This window comes from Microtetraspora malaysiensis, assembly GCF_001528665.1.
Lineage (GTDB): Bacteria > Actinomycetota > Actinomycetes > Streptosporangiales > Streptosporangiaceae > Microtetraspora_A > Microtetraspora_A malaysiensis.
In genome coordinates, this window is the sequence record NZ_BBYJ01000009.1 from 142303 (window position 1) to 159180 (window position 16878).

The 16878-nt window shown below is 72.1% G+C and carries 15 protein-coding genes and 1 pseudogene; 8 read left to right on the top strand and 8 right to left on the bottom strand.

Annotated features, from left to right (window positions below; genetic code table 11):
* Positions 1 to 10: 10 nt before the first annotated feature.
* A complete protein-coding gene (locus AWQ71_RS12815; protein WP_067131939.1) occupies positions 11 to 376 on the bottom strand; it encodes a DUF5335 family protein in 366 nt (121 codons plus the stop codon).
* A gap of 174 nt (positions 377 to 550) precedes the next feature.
* Between AWQ71_RS12815 and AWQ71_RS12820 the strand changes: the two genes are divergently transcribed.
* Positions 551 to 1660 (top strand): MBL fold metallo-hydrolase, encoded by a 1110-nt coding sequence (locus AWQ71_RS12820; RefSeq protein WP_067131942.1) that lies wholly within the window; start codon positions 551 to 553, stop codon positions 1658 to 1660.
* A 35-nt stretch (positions 1661 to 1695) separates the two neighbouring features.
* Here AWQ71_RS12820 and map read toward each other — a convergent pair whose 3' ends face one another.
* On the bottom strand, positions 1696 to 2475 hold the full coding sequence (gene map / locus AWQ71_RS12825; RefSeq protein ID WP_067131945.1) for a type I methionyl aminopeptidase: 780 nt from the start codon (positions 2473 to 2475) through the stop codon (positions 1696 to 1698).
* Positions 2476 to 2539: 64 nt separating this feature from the next.
* Between map and AWQ71_RS12830 the strand changes: the two genes are divergently transcribed.
* Entirely contained in the window at positions 2540 to 2794 is a 255-nt protein-coding gene (locus AWQ71_RS12830) for a helix-turn-helix domain-containing protein (protein ID WP_067131948.1), read from the top strand.
* Positions 2795 to 2804: 10 nt separating this feature from the next.
* Here the strand turns inward: AWQ71_RS12830 and AWQ71_RS12835 are convergent.
* Together AWQ71_RS12835 and AWQ71_RS12840 are read right to left on the bottom strand one after the other, a co-directional pair.
* Positions 2805 to 3194: pseudogene (locus tag AWQ71_RS12835) on the bottom strand (steroid 3-ketoacyl-CoA thiolase); the annotation flags it as partial.
* A 3-nt stretch (positions 3195 to 3197) separates the two neighbouring features.
* On the bottom strand, positions 3198 to 3665 hold the full coding sequence (locus AWQ71_RS12840; RefSeq protein WP_067132347.1) for a MarR family winged helix-turn-helix transcriptional regulator: 468 nt from the start codon (positions 3663 to 3665) through the stop codon (positions 3198 to 3200).
* A gap of 180 nt (positions 3666 to 3845) precedes the next feature.
* Here AWQ71_RS12840 and AWQ71_RS12845 point away from each other — a divergent pair, with 180 nt between their 5' ends.
* The gene (locus AWQ71_RS12845; RefSeq protein WP_067131951.1) at positions 3846 to 5057 is read left to right on the top strand and encodes an MFS transporter; all 1212 of its coding nucleotides are present in this window, start codon (positions 3846 to 3848) and stop codon (positions 5055 to 5057) included.
* A 46-nt stretch (positions 5058 to 5103) separates the two neighbouring features.
* On the top strand, positions 5104 to 5928 hold the full coding sequence (locus tag AWQ71_RS12850) for an aldo/keto reductase (RefSeq protein WP_067131954.1): 825 nt from the start codon (positions 5104 to 5106) through the stop codon (positions 5926 to 5928).
* Between the two features lie 63 nt (positions 5929 to 5991).
* On the opposite strand, the gene AWQ71_RS12855 is transcribed toward AWQ71_RS12850, so the two are convergent.
* Complete coding sequence (locus tag AWQ71_RS12855) at positions 5992 to 8370, bottom strand: Tex family protein (RefSeq protein ID WP_067131957.1); 2379 nt, start codon at positions 8368 to 8370, stop codon at positions 5992 to 5994.
* A gap of 123 nt (positions 8371 to 8493) precedes the next feature.
* Positions 8494 to 10767, bottom strand: a complete 2274-nt coding sequence (locus tag AWQ71_RS44360) for a glycosyl hydrolase family 18 protein (protein WP_084258824.1) — start codon at positions 10765 to 10767, stop codon at positions 8494 to 8496.
* A 342-nt stretch (positions 10768 to 11109) separates the two neighbouring features.
* Here AWQ71_RS44360 and AWQ71_RS12865 point away from each other — a divergent pair, with 342 nt between their 5' ends.
* On the top strand, positions 11110 to 11694 hold the full coding sequence (locus AWQ71_RS12865) for a mycothiol-dependent nitroreductase Rv2466c family protein (RefSeq protein ID WP_067131960.1): 585 nt from the start codon (positions 11110 to 11112) through the stop codon (positions 11692 to 11694).
* A 10-nt stretch (positions 11695 to 11704) separates the two neighbouring features.
* On the opposite strand, the gene AWQ71_RS12870 is transcribed toward AWQ71_RS12865, so the two are convergent.
* Positions 11705 to 12217, bottom strand: a complete 513-nt coding sequence (locus tag AWQ71_RS12870) for a hypothetical protein (protein ID WP_157570320.1) — start codon at positions 12215 to 12217, stop codon at positions 11705 to 11707.
* Between the two features lie 134 nt (positions 12218 to 12351).
* A complete protein-coding gene (locus AWQ71_RS44620; RefSeq protein WP_067131965.1) occupies positions 12352 to 13989 on the bottom strand; it encodes an IclR family transcriptional regulator domain-containing protein in 1638 nt (545 codons plus the stop codon).
* 96 nt (positions 13990 to 14085) lie between these two features.
* Between AWQ71_RS44620 and AWQ71_RS12880 the strand changes: the two genes are divergently transcribed.
* Genes AWQ71_RS12880 through AWQ71_RS12890 form a run of 3 tightly spaced genes read left to right on the top strand, consistent with a single transcriptional unit; the run spans position 14086 to position 16842 of the window.
* A complete protein-coding gene (locus tag AWQ71_RS12880; protein ID WP_067131968.1) occupies positions 14086 to 14895 on the top strand; it encodes a CoA transferase subunit A in 810 nt (269 codons plus the stop codon).
* Between the two features lie 44 nt (positions 14896 to 14939).
* Positions 14940 to 15677, top strand: coding sequence for a CoA-transferase subunit beta (locus tag AWQ71_RS12885; protein WP_067132348.1), 738 nt, complete (start codon positions 14940 to 14942; stop codon positions 15675 to 15677).
* Positions 15670 to 16842, top strand: coding sequence for a thiolase family protein (locus AWQ71_RS12890; RefSeq protein ID WP_218001760.1), 1173 nt, complete (start codon positions 15670 to 15672; stop codon positions 16840 to 16842). Before AWQ71_RS12885 ends, AWQ71_RS12890 begins: the two co-directional genes overlap by 8 nt.
* The last annotated feature ends 36 nt before the right edge of the window (positions 16843 to 16878 follow it).

The window sequence follows — 16878 nt, forward strand, 5'->3', positions numbered from 1 at the left end:
GTCGGCGCGGTCATCCGCTGATGGAGGGGCGGTTGTGCAGGGTCACCAGTGTCTGGTTCCCCTCCCCGTCCTCGATGTCCAGCGCCCACGGCGTCCCCGGGATCGACGAGGTCGTCTGGATCCTCCGGGGGTGGTTGATCGCGTGCCGCAACACCACCGGGTACTTGCCGTCACGCCCGCCGAGCCCGACGGAGAAGCAGTCGTCCTTCTCGTCGTACTCCAGGTAGGCGAGTGGGAGTTTCGCCGCCTCCGTCTGGTCGCCGAAGGTGCGGTCCAGCACCTCGACGGTGACCGAGGCGCCCTCGTAGTCCTTGGTCAGCTTCTCGAAGAAGTTGTGCCACTCCGCGCGGGGGAGCTCGGCCTGCTGCTGGGTCATGTCCTGGCTCCTTCGGCTCGCCTCACTTCATGCTGATCACCGCCTCGGGGCCGTCACATCACCCGATCGAGTAGGACTCGGTCAGAAACGCCACGCTCATCACCGGTGGAACGGCTTGGCTACTCTGATCAAGGGGCCGGGCGGTCCCGGCGCAGGGCGACGGGAGGGGCGTAGATGGCGGGCAATCGAGCGTTGCGTATGGGGGCGATCCTGGCCGGGGCGGCGGCCGTCGCCGCGGCCGGATGGGCGCTGAGAGAGGTCCCGGCGGCGCTCGGCGGCAGACCCTCGGGCCAGCGGGCCGCGCGGATGCGCCGCTCGCCGCACTTCACCGGCGCCGCCTTCGCCAACTCCTCGCCCGTCGTGGTCGCCACGCCGGGGCAGGGCGGCCGGCTGCTGCGCGACATGATGGCGAGCGGGCCGCGGCGCAAACCGGCCGGGCCGGTGCCGGTGCTCGTCCCGTCCGCCGCCGCCGAGTCCGATCTGGACATCGTCTGGTACGGCCACGCCACGACCCTCGTCGAGATCGAGGGGCGTCGCGTGCTGTTCGACCCCGTGTGGAGCGACCGGTGCTCGCCGGCGCCCCTGGCCGGCCCGAAGCGGTTGCACCAGCCGCCCGTGCCGGCCGAGGAGCTCCCGCCGCTGGACGCCATCGTGATCTCGCATGACCACTACGACCACCTCGACATGGCAACGGTCCGTACGCTGACCAGGACCCAGGTGGCGCCCTTCCTCGTGCCGCTCGGAGTGGGCGCGCACCTCGACCGGTGGGGCGTGCCCGCGAACCGGATCGTCGAGCTCGACTGGGACGAGACCTTCACGATCGCCGGGCTGGGCGTCACCCTCACCGAGGCCCGCCACTTCTCCGGCCGCGCCTTCTCCCGCAACCCGACCCTCTGGGGCTCGTGGGTGCTGGCCGGGGAGCGCCGCAAGGTCTTCTACACCGGCGACAGCGGCTACTTCGACGGCTACGCCCGGCTCGGCGCGCAGTACGGGCCGTTCGACGTGACGCTCATGCAGATCGGCGCGTACAGCCCGAGCTGGCCCGACATCCACATGACGCCGGAGGAGGCGGTCGAGGCCCACCTCGCCCTCGGCGGGGACCTGCTCGTGCCGGTCCACTGGGCCACCTTCGTCCTCGCCTTCCACGGCTGGGCGGAGCCGGTCGACCGGCTGTGGCGTGAGGCGAAGGACCGCGGCCTGCGGATCGCCGTCCCCCGGCCGGGGGAGCGGATCAGCGCGGACCGCCCGCCCGCGGTCGACGCCTGGTGGCAGGCGGTCGGCTGACCCGTCCGTACCCGCCCGGGGGTCGGCGGCGGCCGTCACAGCAGGGTGAGCACCCTGGGGCCGTCCTCGGTGACGGCCACGGTGTGTTCCACATGGGCGGCCCGGCTGCGGTCCACGCTCTGCAGCGTCCACCCGTCCGGGGCGGTGCGGTACTGGTCCCGGCCGCCGGAGATGAACATCGGCTCGATGGCCAGCACCATGCCCGGCCGCAGCACCATGCCGCGTCCCGGCCGGGCCTCGTTGGGGACATGCGGGTCCTCGTGCATGTGCCGGCCGACGCCGTGGCCGCCGAAGTCGGAGAGGATGCCGTATCCGGCGGCCCGTCCCACGGTGGCGACGGCGTGGCCGATGTCGCCCAGCCGCGCGCCCGGCACGGCGGCCGCGATCGCCGCGTCCAGCGCGGCCTGGGTCGTCCGGATGAGAGCCAGATCGGCGGCGGAGGCGGTGGGATCGGACCGTCCGACGACGATGCTGACGGCCGCGTCCCCGGCCCAGCCGTCCAGGTAGGCGCCGCAGTCCACGCTCAGCAGGTCGCCCTCGCGCAGGCGGTAGCCGTCCGGGATGCCGTGCACGACGCTGTCGTTCACCGACGTGCAGATCATCGCCGGGAACGGGGTCGGCGCGAAGTGCGGCTTGTAGTTGAGGAAGGCGGATGTGGCGCCCGACTCGTGGATGACCGTGGTGGCGGCCTCGTCCAGATCCTTCAGCGCCGCTCCGGGCACCGCCAGCTCCCGTGCCGCGGCCAGCGCGCGGGCGACCACCCTGCCCGCCTCGCGCATCACGGTCAGTTCTCCCTCGGTCTTGATCTCGACCATGCGACCCTCCCGGTTTTCGAATAACAATACCGGTATTGTTATCACGCTTGCTAGGATCTGCGACATGGTGCGACCGCCGCTGACCGAGCTTGATCACGAACGAGGCAACCGCCTGGGCGTCCTGCTGCGGCAGGCGCGGGGCGAGCGGAGCATGGTGGAGGTGGCCGCCGCCGCCGGCCTGTCTCCGGAGACACTGCGCAAGATCGAGACCGGTCGGGTGCCGACGCCGGCCTTCTTCACCATCGCGGCGCTCGCCGCCGTCCTGAACGTCTCCCTGGACGTGCTCGCCGAGGTCTGCGCCCAGGACCGCGCCGCCTGAGCCGCCGGTTCTACCGGCAGCTCTCCAGGACGGTGGCGTTGGCGAGGCCGCCCGCTTCGCACATGGTCTGCAGGGCGTACCGCGCGCCGCGCTGTCGCATCGCGTTGACGAGCGTGGTCATGATGCGGGCGCCGCTGGCGCCGAGCGGGTGACCCAGGGCGATGGCGCCGCCGTTGACGTCGACCTTGGCCGGGTCCGCGCCGGTGTCACGCAGCCAGGCGAGGACGACGGACGCGAAGGCCTCGTTGACCTCGAACAGGTCGATGTCGTCGAGCCGCGGGCCGGCCCGGCGCAGCACTCTCGGTGGCGGGGATGACCCGGTCAGTATCGGCAGCGGGTCGGAGCCGGTGACCGCGAAGCTGTGCAGCCGGGCCGGCGGGCGCAGGCCGAGCGCGGCGGCGGGTCATGCCGGCTGGGCGCCGCCTTGCAATTGCCGGACGGCATCGACCAGGGGCGCGAGCACGGGATCGGTGGCTGCCTGGTCGAGGGCCTCGCGCAGGGCGGCGTTGTGGGTGGGACGTGCCTCCTCCAGCAGGCGCAGGCCGTCGCCGGAGACGTCGGTGTAGATGCCGCGGCGGTCGGTGGGGCACAGGTAGCGCGAGAGCAGCCCGCGGTCCTCCAGCCGGGTCACCAGCCGCGTGGTGGCGCTCTGGCTGAGGACGACGGAGTCGGCGACCTGCCGCATCTGCAGGTGTCCGCCCTCGCCGTCGTGCTGGCGGCTCAGCACGTCCAGCAGCGAGTACTCGCGTGCGCTCAGCCGGTGTTCGGCCTGGAGCGCGCGTTCGACCCTGCTCTCGATGCGTCCGTGCAGCAGCGAGAGCGCCGACCAACCGTGCGCCAGTGCGGTCATCGCCGGGTCGGTGGCGGTCATGAGCGGCTCCCTCGGTCGGGTCGTGCGAGCGGAGGCGTAGGCGGCGACCTGCCGCGAGACCTGCCGCCGCATCACGGACTTCACTATACCCGCGTTTGCCATTAGTCGGCGTGTGCAATTATTGTCGACGCTTGTAAAGAGCTCGCGCAACTTCACCTTGCATGTCAAAGGACCCTCGTCATGCCGCTCGCACTGCTGGCCCTGGCCATAGGGGCCTTCGGAATCGGCACCACGGAATTCGTGATCATGGGGCTGCTGCCCCAGGTCGGCGCGGACCTCGGCGTGTCCGTGCCGACGGCCGGCTTCCTGGTCACCGGCTACGCCCTCGGCGTCATGATCGGCGCACCGATCATGACCGTCCTCGGCACCAGGATTTCTCGCAAGAACATGCTCATGCTGCTCATGGGCCTGTTCATCCTCGGCAACCTCATCTCTGCCGTCGCCCCGGTCTTCGCCGTCATGCTGATCGGCCGAGTGGTGGCCTCACTGGCCCACGGCGCCTTCTTCGGCATCGGCTCCGTCGTCGCCGCCGAACTGGTGGCGCCGGAGAAGAAGGCCGGCGCCATCTCGATGATGTTCACCGGCCTGACCGTGGCCAACGTCGTCGGCGTGCCCCTGGGTACGTTCGTGGGCCAGAACGCCGGCTGGCGCGTGACCTTCCTGATCGTCGCCGCCCTCGGCGTACTCGGCCTGGCCGGCGTCGCCAAGCTCGTACCCGACGTACCCAAGCCGGATGGAGTACGGCTGCGGCACGAGGTCGCCGCCTTCAAGAACACCCAGGTCATTTTGGCGATGGCCATGACGGTCCTCGGCTTCGGAGGCGTGTTCGCCGCGATCACCTACATCGCGCCGATGATGACCGAGGTCAGTGGCTTCGCGGAATCCTCCGTCACCTGGCTGATGGTGGTTTTCGGGCTGGGCATGGTGGCCGGCAACCTCATCGGCGGCCGTTTCGCGGACCGCAAGCTCATGCCGATGCTCTACACCGCCCTGGGCGGCCTGGCGCTGGTCCTGCTGCTGTTCACCTTCCTGGCCTCCGGCAAGGCCGCGTCCGTCGTGGCCGTCTTCCTCATCGGCGCTCTCGGTTTCGCCACCGTCCCGCCCCTGCAGAAGCGCGTCCTGGACCACGCCCACGGCGCGCCGACGCTGGCCTCGGCGGCCAACATCGGCGCCTTCAACCTGGGCAACGCCCTGTCCGCCTGGCTCGGCGGCCTGGTGATCTCCGCCGGCCTCGGCTACAGCGCGCCCAACGCCGTCGGGGCCATCCTGGCCGCCGCCGCCCTGGTGCTGGCCGTCATCTCACGCCGGCTCGAGCTGCGGCCCATCCGCACCACTGCGGCGTCCGCCCCGGCGAACCTCGATCCCGCCACGGCGGGAGCCGTCCGCTCCTGATCCCCGTACCCGCCCTGTCAAGGCAGCACCAAAGAAAGGATCCCTGATGACTTCCGTGCCGAACGTGACGCTCAACAACGGTGTGACCATGCCCCAGTTGGGCTTCGGCGTCTTCCAGGTTCCCGACGAGGAGACCACCGCCGCGGTCACCAGCGCTTTGGAGGCCGGCTACCGCAGCATCGACACCGCCGCGATCTACGGCAACGAGCGCGGTGTCGGCAAGGCCATCGCCGCCTCCGGCCTCCACCGCGAGGAGCTGTTCGTCACGACCAAGCTGTGGAACGAGGACCAGGGCCACGACCAGACCCTGGCCGCGTTCGACACCTCCCTGGACAGGCTCGGCCTCGACCACGTCGACCTCTACCTCATCCACTGGCCCACCCCGGCCCGCGACCTGTACGTGGAGACCTACAAGGCGCTGGAGAAGATCCTCGCCGACGGTCGTGCCCGCGCCATCGGCGTCTCGAACTTCCAGATCCCCCACCTGCGGCGGCTCCTGGAGCGCACCGGCATCACCCCGGCGGTCAACCAGGTGGAGCTGCACCCCGGCCTTCAGCAGACCGCGCTGCGCGCCTTCCACGCCGGGCACGGTATCGCCACCGAGGCCTGGAGCCCCCTGGCTCAGGGCGCGGTCCTCGGGGACGAGGCGATCGTGAGAGTGGCCGAGGCGTATGGCGTCACCCCGGCGCAGGTCGTGCTGCGCTGGCACCTGCAGACGGGCAACATCGTGATCCCCAAATCCGTCACCCCCGACCGCATCCGGCAGAACCTCGATGTCTTCGGCTTCGCGCTCACCGACGCCGACATGGCCGCCCTCACGGGCCTCGACCGGGGTCTGCGCACCGGCCCGGACCCCGACACCCTCAACTGATCCGGCCGGTGTCTGACCCGCACGGCACCGGGCCGGCTCGATCAGCCGGCCCGGTGGCTTCCGTCAGCGGTCGGTGAGACCGGCGCGGCGCAGCGCCTCGGCCATCGCGCCGCCGGGGGCGGCGGAGCCCCGGCCGCCGGACCCGCCCGACGAGCCGCGGCCCGACCGGCCGCGGTCCTGGCGGGACCGGCCGCCCTGGTCCCGCTGGCCGCCGTCCCGCTGGCCGCCGTCCCGCTGGCCGCCGTCCCGACGGCCGCCGCGGTCGCCCTGGCGCTGGTCGCCGCGCGCCGGGGTCTCGTCCTCGAGCCGGAGGGTGAGACCGATGCGCTTGCGCGGGATGTCGACGTCGAGCACCTTCACCCGGACGATGTCGCCGGGCTTCACCACGTCGCGCGGGTCCTTCACGAAGTTGCTGGACATGGCCGAGACGTGCACCAGGCCGTCCTGGTGGACGCCGACGTCGACGAACGCGCCGAAGGCCGCGACGTTGGTGACCACGCCCTCCAGCACCATGCCCGGCTTGAGGTCGGAGATCTTCTCGACGCCCTCCTTGAAGGTGGCCGTCTTGAAGGCCGGACGCGGGTCGCGACCCGGCTTCTCCAGCTCCTTGAGGATGTCGGTCACGGTCGGCAGGCCGAAGGTGTCGTCCACGAACCGGGCCGGATCGACGGCCCGCAACGCGGCGGTGTTGCCGATCAGGTTCTTGATGTCGCTCCCGGCGGAGTCGAGGATGCGCCGGACGACGGGGTAGGCCTCCGGGTGCACGCTCGACGCGTCGAGCGGGTCGTCGCCGCCGGGGATGCGCAGGAAGCCCGCGCACTGCTCGAACGCCTTCGGACCGAGCCGCGGCACATCCTTCAGCGCCCGCCGGGAGCGGAACGGGCCGTTGGCGTCGCGGTGGGCCACGATGTTCTCGGCCAGCCCGGAGCCGATGCCCGAGACGCGGGTCAGCAGCGGGGCCGAGGCGGTGTTGACGTCGACGCCGACCCCGTTGACGCAGTCTTCCACCACCGCGTCGAGCGAGCGCGACAGCTTCACCTCGGACAGGTCGTGCTGGTACTGCCCGACGCCGATCGACTTCGGATCGATCTTGACCAGCTCGGCCAGCGGGTCCTGCAGGCGGCGGGCGATCGAGACCGCGCCGCGCAGCGACACGTCGAGGCCGGGCAGCTCCTGCGAGGCGTAGGCGGAGGCGGAGTAGACCGACGCCCCGGCCTCGGAGACCACGATCTTGGTCAGCCCCGGCATCAGCTTGACCAGCTCGCCGGCGAGCTTGTCGGTCTCCCGCGAGGCGGTGCCGTTCCCGATGGCGATCAGCTCGACGCCGTGCTGCTGGACGAGCCGCCCGAGGGCGGCGAGCGACTGGTCCCACTGCCGCTTCGGCTCGTGCGGATAGATCGTCTCGGTGGCGACCGCCTTGCCGGTCGCGTCGACCACCGCCACCTTCACGCCGGTGCGCAGGCCGGGGTCGAGACCCATGGTCGTCCGGGTGCCGGCCGGCGCCGCGAGCAGCAGGTCGCGCAGGTTGGCCGCGAACACGCGGACCGCCTCCTCCTCGGCCGCCTGCCACAGGCGGGTGCGCAGGTCGATGCCGAGGTGAACGAGGACGCGGGTGCGCCACGCCCAGCGGACGGTGTCGGACAGCCAGCGGTCGGCCGGCCGCCCCTGGTCACGGATGCCGAAGCGCTGCGCGATGCGCAGCTCGTACCCGTTGGGCTCCTCGGCCTCGGGGTCGAGCGTGAGGGTCAGGACCTCCTCCTTCTCGCCGCGGAACATGGCGAGGATGCGGTGGGAGGGGAGCTTGGTGAAGGGCTCGGAGAAGTCGAAGTAGTCGGCGAACTTGGCGCCGGCCTCCTCCTTGCCCTCGCGGACGGCGGCGGCCACCCGGCCCCGCGACCACATGCGCTCGCGCAGCTCGCCGATGAGGTCGGCGTCCTCGGCGAACCGCTCGACCAGGATCGCCCTGGCGCCTTCGAGCGCCGCCGCCGCGTCGGCGACGGACTCGCCGACGAAGGCCTCGGCGCTCGCGTGCGGGTCGAGCGTCGGGTCGGCCAGCAGCTGGTCGGCCAGCGGCTCCAGTCCCGCCTCGCGGGCGATCTGCGCCTTGGTGCGCCGCTTGGGTTTGTAGGGGAGGTAGATGTCCTCGAGCCGTGACTTGGAGTCGGCGGCCATGATCTGCGCCTCGAGGGCCTCGTCGAGCTTGCCCTGGGAGCGGATCGACTCCAGGATCGCCGCCCGGCGCTCCTCCATCTCGCGCAGGTAGCGCAACCGCTCCTCGAGGGTGCGCAGCTGCGCGTCGTCGAGCATGCCGGTCGCTTCCTTGCGGTAGCGGGCGATGAACGGCACCGTCGCGCCACCGTCGAGCAGGTCGACGGCCGCTGTTACCTGGGCCTCGCGCACGCCGAGCTCGTCGGCGATCCGCTGCTGAATAGAGGTCGTCACGGTCGCCTATTCTGCCCGACGCCTCCGACAGTCCGCGTCGTACGGCCAGGCAGGGCCGTACGACGCGGACGGAGAAGGACGCCGGGAGCGCGGGGTCAGGTAGGCCGCGCCCCCGGCGCCGGGTCAGCCGAGGCCGTTCTTCATGGCCGTGATCAGCTCGCCGCCCGCGGTGTCACCACTGAGCTCCCAGAAGAACGAGCCGCCGAGGCGCTGGTCCTTGGCCCAGCTCATCTTGCCCGCGATCGTGCTCGGGGTGTCGTAGCTCCACCAGTTGCTGCCGCACTTGGCGTACGCCGTGCCGGCGATCGTGCCGTTCGACGGGCAGCTGGTCTTGAGGATCTTGTAGTCCTCGATGCCCTGCTCGTAGGTGCCCTGGGCCGGGCCGGTGGCGGTGCCGCCGGGCTCGGCCTGGGTCACGCCGGTCCAGCCGCGGCCGTAGAAGCCGATGCCGGGCAGCAGCTTGCCCGCCGGAACGCCCTTGTCCAGCAGCTTCTTGATCGCCGAGGCGGTGTCGAACTTCTCCTTCGGGATGCCTTGGTAGGTGGTCAGTGGCGAGTGCGGCGCGGTCGGGCCCTTCGCGTCCCAGGCGCCGAAGAAGTCGTACGTCATGACGTTGTACCAGTCGACGGACTGCGCGGCGCCCGCGTAGTCGGCCAGGTCGATCTTGCCGCCGTCGGACGCGTCCGCGGTGATGGCCGCGGTGACCAGGGCGTTCGGGCCGAACTTGGTGCGCAGCGCGGCCATCAGGTTCTTGAACGCCGCCGGTCCGCTGCTGTCGCAGGTCAGGCCGCAGGCGTTCGGGTACTCCCAGTCGATGTCGATGCCGTCGAAGACGCCGGCCCAGCGGGGGTCGTTGACGAGGTTGTAGCAGGAGTCGGCGAACGCGGCCGGGTTGGCCGCGGCCTGTCCGAAGCCGCCGGACCAGGTCCAGCCGCCGAACGACCACAGGATCTTCAGGCCGGGGTGCTTGGCCTTCAGCTTGCGGAGCTGGTTGAAGTTGCCGCGCAGCGGCTGGTCCCACGTGTCGGCCACGCCGTCCACACTGCCGGCCGCGTCGTAGGCCTTGTCGTAGTCCGCGTAGCTGTCGCCGATGGCGCACCGGCCGCCGGTGACGTTGCCGAACGCGTAGTTGATGTGGGTGAGCTTCGACGCGGAGCCGCTGGTCTCGACGTTCTTCACGTGGTAGTTGCGGCCGTAGACGCCCCACTGGATGAAGTAGCCCATCAGCTTGTTGCCGCCGGTGCCGCCGCCGTCCTTCTGCGTGGTGGCCGACACCTGGTTGCTCGCGGGGGACAGGTTCTGCGCGGCGTCGAAGGCCTTCACCGTGTACGTGTACGTCGTGTTCGGGGTGAGGCCGGTGTCGGTGAAGGTGGTGGTGGTCGAGGTGCCGGCGAGGGTGGCGCCCCGGTAGACGTTGTAGCCGGTGACGCCGACGTCGTCGGTGGAGGCGGTCCAGGACAGTGCGGCTGTCGTGGTCGTGGTGCCGGTGACCTTCAGGTTGGCCGGCGCGGTCGGGGGCGTCGTGTCATCGCCGCCGCCGGTGTCCTTCTTCGTGGTCGCGGTGACCGGGCTGCTGGCCGGCGAGACGTTCTGGGCCGCGTCCCGCGCCTTCACCGTGTACGTGTACGTCGTGTTCGGGGTGAGGCCGGTGTCGGTGAAGGTGGTGGTGGTCGAGGTGCCGGCGAGGGTGGCGCCCCGGTAGATGTCGTAGCCGGTGACGCCGACGTCGTCGGTGGAGGCGGTCCAGGACAGTGCGGCTGTCGTGGTCGTGGTGCCGGTGACCTTCAGGTTGGCCGGCGCGGTGGGCGGTGTCGTGTCGTCGCCGCCGCCGGTGCCGCCGGTGACCTCGATGGCCGACACCGTGGCGTAGTTGCCGCCGCCGTTCATGTTGAACTGCACGTTGAGCTGGCCGTCCGTCACCGTCGTGGTGAAGGTCCGGTCGCAGGCCGTGAGCCGCCCGCAGGAGGCGAAGATGTCGAAGCCGGTGAGCACGTTGACGCCCTCGGCGCGCACGTCGAACTTGCGCTGACCCGCGGCGTTGGCCCAGTCCTCGACCATCCGGAGCTTGACGGTGTACGTGCCGTTGGCGACGTCGAACTTGTAGCCCGTCCAGCCGTTGAACAGGTTGTACGTCTGGTAGAGGGAGCCGTCGGAGGTGCCCGCGATCGTGCCGGAGGCGGACCCGGACCCGTACAGCGTCTCGTGTCCCCAGCTTCCGCTGGAGTAGGCCTTGTCGGCCGACCAGGCGTTGCCGGAGCCGTCGGTGAAGGCCGGGCCGTTCGCGTTGACCCGGATCGGGGTGGTGACCGCCGCCTGGGCGCCGGGCGGTGCGATCGCGAGGGGGAGCAGCAGCGAGCCCGCCGCCGCCAGAAGTGCCGGGATGATGGTGCGTTTCATGCGTGCTCCACGTCCGGTGGGCTGATGGGGGTTGGGGGTGCGATGGACGCGTGACGAGGCGGGGAGCTCTCGTCGATTGGTGGGGGTGAGTACGGATCGGCGTTGCCGGGTGGTGATCGCGGCACGGGCGCGCTCCCGCCTGCGGGTTTCCGTATTACTATTAGGAAGCTTTCCTTTTAATTTCTCGTGAAACTACCCTCGGCGAGATCGCGCGTCAATATCCCGGGGCGAACCCGCGGTCAGGGGCGTGGGACCATCCTTCGGTCGCCGGCGTCGATCCCGGCGGCGTCACCGCGGAGACACGCGGAGAGACACTGGAGACATGAGCGAAAGGACCACCCTGTGGCCGACGTGACCTTCCACTTCGACCCGGTCTGCCCATGGACCTGGCGCGCGTCGCGCTGGCTCGCGAACGTCGCCGAGGCGCGCGGGCTGGCCGTCGAATGGCGGTCGTTCAGCCTCGCCGTCCTGAACGAGGGCAAGGAGATCCCGGAGGCGTACCGGGCGCCGATGGCCGCCTCCGCGCGTGCGCTGCGGCTGGTCGAGGCGCTGCACGCGGGCGGCCGCGGCGAAGGGGCCGCCGCCTTCTACGCCGAGCTCGGCGCCCGGGTGCACGAGGCCGGGGCCCCGCTGACCGACGAGGTCGTGGCTGAGGCGGCCCGGGCGGCGGGGGTGGGGGACGCGGTGTCCGCGCTGGACGACCCGGCGTGGGACGCGGCGGTCCGCGCCGCCCACGACCGCGCGTTCTCCTCGGCCGGGCCGGACATCGGCTCACCCGTGATCATCCTGGAAGGGGCGGAGCGGGGCCTGCACGGGCCGATCCTGTCCGAGATCCCCGGAGAGAAGGACGGCGTGGCTCTGTGGGAGGCCGTCGAGCCGCTGCTGCGCAGCCCGATCTTCTTCGAGGTCAAGCGCGGACGCGGGTGACGCGCTCCGCTCAGTGGACGCGCACCTTGCGGTAGAACTCCAGGGTCATGAAGACCAGGAGAGAGATCGCCAGCAGGGTGCCGAGCAGGTACGCGGGCCGGTGACGCACCCGCGCCGCCCGCCGGAGCCCGCCTCCGGCCGGTCCGGCCTGCCGGGCGGGGGCCGGCGGCCGGGCCCACGCCGGTCGCGCGGGCCGTTCGGCGGGTCGCGTGGTCCGCTCGTCCCGATCCGGCCGGTGCGGGGTCACCGGCACGGCCGGCACGCCGGACGCGGCGGCGATCTCCGCGTGGTGCGCCAGATAGCCGGCGGGGAAGGTGGTGACGCTGCCGCACCCGCAGTTGGGGCAGATCGTCCCGGCCCACGGCGACTGGACGGGGAGGTCGCCGCGCAGCCACACGACGACGTCGTTGCCGTGCCCGTCGGAGAGGCGTCGGACGACGTACTCCTCCTCCCAGACGAGCCAGCAGCGCAGGCACTCGAACGGCCATTTCTCGTTCGCGCTGAATCCGTCGTGCTCGTACACCAGGACCACCCCCGGAGGCGCACCGTTTTTGCCGTGGTGATCCCAGTGTCCGTACCCTCACGCAGTGTCGGCAAGGCGACGGATCGCTACAAATAGTATCGATTCAATTACCTTCTGTCAGTGACACGTGGCGCTCAGGGGAGGCGGAGCCGCCGGCCCCGGGTCACCGCGCGCAGATCCGCCTCGATCCGGGAGGCCGTCTCGGTGAGCGGGGGCAGCAGCGCCGCGAGTGTCTCCTCGACGGGGCCACGCGCCGCGTGGCTCGCGACGTTGAGCGCGGCCACCACTTGGCCGGCGCGGTCCCTGACCGGGACGGCCAGCGAGCGGAGCCCCTCCTCCAGCTCTTCGTCCACGAAGGCGTGCCCCTGCTCGGCCGCCCCCTCGACGATCGCCGCCAGCTCCGCCGGGTCGGTCACGGTCCGCCCGGTGATGGGGCGCGGGTCCGCGCCGGCCAGCCGCGCCGCCCGCTCCGTGTGCGGGAGGCCGGCCAGCAGCACCCGCCCCATCGAGGTCGCGTACGCGGGGAGCCGGGTGCCGACCGTGATGTCGACACTCATGATCTTGTAGGCCGGCACCCGCGCGACGTAGCGGATGTCGTCGCCGTCGAGCACCGCCATGGACGCCGACTCGTGCGTGCGCCGGACCAGGTCGGCCATGTGCGGCTGCACGATCTCGGCGAAGCCGAGCGACGACAGGTGCGCGTATCCGAGTTCGAGCACGCGGGGCAGCGGCCGGAAGTCGCGTCCGGCGTGCTCGACGTAGCCGAGGTGCTCCAGGGTGAGCAGCGCGCGTCGCGCGGTCGCCCGGGCCAGGCCGGTGCTCTCGGCGACCTCCGACAGCGAACGCGTGCCGTCGAGGGCGCAGAGCACCGTGAGCCCCCTGGCCAGGGACTGCAGGAACTCGGGCCCCAGCTCGCGCTTGGCCGTCCGCGCGGGGTCCGCCCCGGCCGGGGGCGCGGCCGCCGCGCCCGGCCCGCCGGAGGCTCGCTCCGCCAGGACGCGCGAGAGGGCCGCCTCCATGGCGCCGGCCTCCTCGTGTAGCCGGGGGAGCGTCGCCTCGGCGAGCGAGGCGACCGTGTGCCTGCTGGTGTGGCTCACCACGCTGACCGCGCAGGCCGCACGCCCGGACGGGCCGCGCACGGGCACGGCCACCGCGATCAGGCCGGGCTCGATGAGCTGGTCGTCGGCCGCCCAGCCGTCGGCGGCGGCGTGGGCGACGCGGCGGTCGAACTCCTCCGCCTCGACGGGCGGGCGCGCGGGCACGGCGGGGAAGCGCTCGGGGAAGCGCTCCGGTGACGCGCGCCGGGCGAGCCAGGCCGCCCGGGCGGCCTCGTCCCACTCGGTGGCGAAGAGCGGGCCGGGGGCGCATCGCTCGGCGGGCAGCAGGTCGCCGATGCGGAAGGCCAGCGACATGGTGCGCCGGCGGGTGATCTGGGTGACGAACCTGACGCCGTCGCCGTCGGGCACCGCGACGGAGACGGACTCGTCGAACTCGTCGGCCAGCCGCTCGGCCACCGGTCCGAGCGCGTCCGGGATGCCGCAGCCGGCCAGGTAGGCGTTGCCCGGCTCCATCAGTGGCGGGGCCAGCTCGACCTCGCGGTCGATCTCGCGCAGATGGCCGAGGTGGACGAGGGTGGCGACCACGCGGTCCACGGTCGAGCGGGCGAGTCCGGTGGCTCGGGCGAGCTCGCTCGGACGCATCCGGTGCCCACCGGGCGCCGACATGACGCGCAGCACGGCCAGCCCTCGTTCGAGCGGCCCGACGACATCCATCTTGACATCCGTTCGTAGGCGGGAGGAAACTCCTGGCAAGTCAATTATGAACGAAAGTTCACTGGGCGAACAACCCTGCGAACAACCCGAGGAGCGATGGCAGAGATCCGGAGTCTGCGTGACGCCGTGGCCGACCTCATCCATGACGGCGACACCGTCGCCATGGAGGGCTTCACCCATCTGATCCCGTTCGCGGCCGCGCACGAGATCATCCGCCAGGGCATCACCGACCTGACCCTCGTCCGCATGACCCCCGACGTGATCTACGACCAGCTCATCGGCATGGGCGTCGCGCGACGCCTGGTCTTCTCCTGGGGCGGCAACCCCGGGGTGGGCTCGCTGCACCGGTTCCGCGACGCGGTCGAGAACGGCTGGCCGCGCCCGCTGGAGCTCGACGAGCACAGCCACGCGGGCATGGCCAACCGCTATGTCGCGGGCGCGTCCCGGCTGCCGTTCGCGGTGCTGCGTGGCTACCGGGGCAGCGACCTGCCGAAGCGCTCCTCGACCATCGCCACCGTCACCTGCCCGTTCACCGGCGAGGAGCTGGCCGCCGTCGCCGCGGTGAACCCCGACGTCACGGTCATCCACGCGCAGCGCGCCGACCGCGCGGGCAACGTCCAGCTCTGGGGGCTCGTCGGCGTGCAGAAGGAGGCCGCGCTCGCCGCCGACCGGGTCCTGGTCACCGTGGAGGAGATCGTCGACGAGCTGGAGCCGATGCCGGACGCCGTGGTCCTGCCGGGCTGGACGGTGAGCGCCGTGGCCCACGTGCCGAACGGCGCCCACCCCTCGTACGCGGCGGGCTACTCGGTCCGCGACAACGATTTCTACCAGGCATGGGACCCCATCTCCCGGGACCGTGAGGCGTTCCTGGCCTGGATGCGCGAGCACGTGCTGGAGGCATCGTGAGCGACACGACGAACGCCGCGCCGGACTGGACGGCCGACGAGCTGATGACCGTCAACGCGGCGCGCGCGCTCCACGGGTCGCGCACCTGCTTCGTCGGCATCGGCCTCCCCAGCGCCGCGGCCAACCTGGCCCGCCGCACCTCCCAGCCGGACCTCGTGCTCATCTATGAGTCCGGCACGCTCGGGTCCAAGCCGACCCGGCTGCCGCTGTCGATCGGCGACGGCGAGCTGGCCGCCACCGCCGACGCGGTCGTGTCGGTCCCCGAGATCTTCAACTACTGGCTGCAGGCCGGGCGGATCGACGTCGGCTTCCTCGGCGCCGCCCAGGTGGACCGGTACGCGAACATCAACACGACCGTGATCGACCGGGGGCCGGACCGGCCCGAGGGACGGCTCCCCGGCGCGGGCGGCGCCCCCGAGATCGCGGCGAGCTGCCGCAAGGTGCTGATGGTGCTGCGCCACTCGCGGCGCAACTTCGTGGAGCGGCTCGACTTCGTCACCACCGTCGGGCACGGTTCCGGCCCCGGCGACCGGGCCGGGCTCGGCCTGCTGGGCCAGGGCCCCGTGGCGGTCATCACCGACCTCGGCGTGCTCCGTCCCGACCCCGAGACGGCCGAGCTCGTCCTCACCGAGATCCACCCCGGGGTCACCGTCGAGCAGGTGACCGAGGCGACCGGCTGGAAGCTGCGCGTCGCCGACTCCGTCGGCGTCACCGAACCCCCCACCCAGGCCGAGCTGGCCGCGCTCCGCGCGCTCAAATCCGGAGGTGACCCCCGTGCGTGACGTGTACATCGTCGACGCCGTCCGTACTCCCGTCGGCAGGTACGGCGGAGCGCTGGCCGGCGTGCGGCCGGACGACCTGGCCGCCCACGCGCTGCGCGCGCTCGCCGAGCGCACCCCGGCGCTCGACCTCGCGCGGGTGGACGACGTGGTGTTCGGCAACGCCAACGGCGCCGGCGAGGAGAACCGCAACGTCGCCCGCATGGCCGCGCTGCTCGCCGGGTTCCCGGTCACCGTCCCGGGCAGCACCGTCAACCGGCTCTGCGGCTCCGGGATGGAGGCCGTGATCCAGGCGTACCGCGCCATCGCGGTGGGCGACGCCTCCGTCGCGATCGCGGGCGGCGTCGAGTCGATGAGCCGCGCCCCCTGGGTGGTGCCCAAGCCCGAGCGGGCGTTCCCCGCCGGGCACCAGCAGATGGTGTCCACCACGCTCGGCTGGCGGCTGGTCAACCCGCGGATGCCCGAGGAGTGGACCATCGCGCTGGGCGAGAGCGCCGAGCTGCTCGCCGACCGGTACGGCGTCACCCGCGAGGAGCAGGACGCCTTCGCGCTGGCCAGCCACGAGAAGGCGGCCCGCGCCTGGAAGGACGGCGCGTACGCCGCCGAGGTCGTCCCGCTCGACGGGCTCGCCCGGGACGAGAGCATCCGCGAGGACACCTCGCCGGAGGCGCTGGCCAGGCTGAAGCCCGCGTTCAGGAAGGGCGGCACGGTCACCGCGGGCAACTCCTCCCCGCTGAACGACGGTGCGGCGGCGCTGCTGCTCACCGACGAGGCCGGGCTCGCCGCCACCGGGCGTGAGCCGCTCGCCCGCGTCCGGGCCTGCGCGGTCACCGCGGTCGAGCCGCAGTACTTCGGCATCGGCCCGGTCGAGGCGGTCAACCGGGCGCTTCAGCGGGCCTCCCGGACCTTCGCCGACCTGCTGACCGTCGAACTGAACGAGGCGTTCGCCGCGCAGGCGCTCTCCTGCCTCGGCCGGTGGCCCGACCTCGACCCCGCCGTCGTCAACCCGCGCGGCGGCGCCATCGCGATCGGCCACCCGCTGGGCGCCTCGGGCGCGCGGATCACCGGCGCCGTCGCCCACCAGCTCGCGGCGGCCGGCTCCGGCACCGGCGTGGCCGCCCTCTGCATCGGCGTGGGCCAAGGCCTCGCCGTCGTCCTGGAACGCTGACCGGCGAAACGAAGGAGCCCCATGACAGCGAGGAGG

What these genes read in the sequence shown, in the direction of transcription:
- AWQ71_RS12885 (WP_067132348.1), top strand. Translation starts at nt 14,940, where the DNA reads ATGACCGTCAACGCGGCGCGCGCGCTCCACGGGTCGCGCACCTGCTTC.
- AWQ71_RS12845 (WP_067131951.1), top strand. Translation starts at nt 3,846, where the DNA reads ATGCCGCTCGCACTGCTGGCCCTGGCCATAGGGGCCTTCGGAATCGGC.
- AWQ71_RS12820 (WP_067131942.1), top strand. Translation starts at nt 551, where the DNA reads ATGGCGGGCAATCGAGCGTTGCGTATGGGGGCGATCCTGGCCGGGGCG.
- map (WP_067131945.1), bottom strand. Translation starts at nt 2,475, where the DNA reads ATGGTCGAGATCAAGACCGAGGGAGAACTGACCGTGATGCGCGAGGCG.
- AWQ71_RS12850 (WP_067131954.1), top strand. Translation starts at nt 5,104, where the DNA reads ATGACTTCCGTGCCGAACGTGACGCTCAACAACGGTGTGACCATGCCC.
- AWQ71_RS44620 (WP_067131965.1), bottom strand. Translation starts at nt 13,989, where the DNA reads ATGGATGTCGTCGGGCCGCTCGAACGAGGGCTGGCCGTGCTGCGCGTC.
- AWQ71_RS12840 (WP_067132347.1), bottom strand. Translation starts at nt 3,665, where the DNA reads ATGACCGCCACCGACCCGGCGATGACCGCACTGGCGCACGGTTGGTCG.
- AWQ71_RS12815 (WP_067131939.1), bottom strand. Translation starts at nt 376, where the DNA reads ATGACCCAGCAGCAGGCCGAGCTCCCCCGCGCGGAGTGGCACAACTTC.
- AWQ71_RS12880 (WP_067131968.1), top strand. Translation starts at nt 14,086, where the DNA reads ATGGCAGAGATCCGGAGTCTGCGTGACGCCGTGGCCGACCTCATCCAT.
- AWQ71_RS44360 (WP_084258824.1), bottom strand. Translation starts at nt 10,767, where the DNA reads ATGAAACGCACCATCATCCCGGCACTTCTGGCGGCGGCGGGCTCGCTG.
- AWQ71_RS12830 (WP_067131948.1), top strand. Translation starts at nt 2,540, where the DNA reads ATGGTGCGACCGCCGCTGACCGAGCTTGATCACGAACGAGGCAACCGC.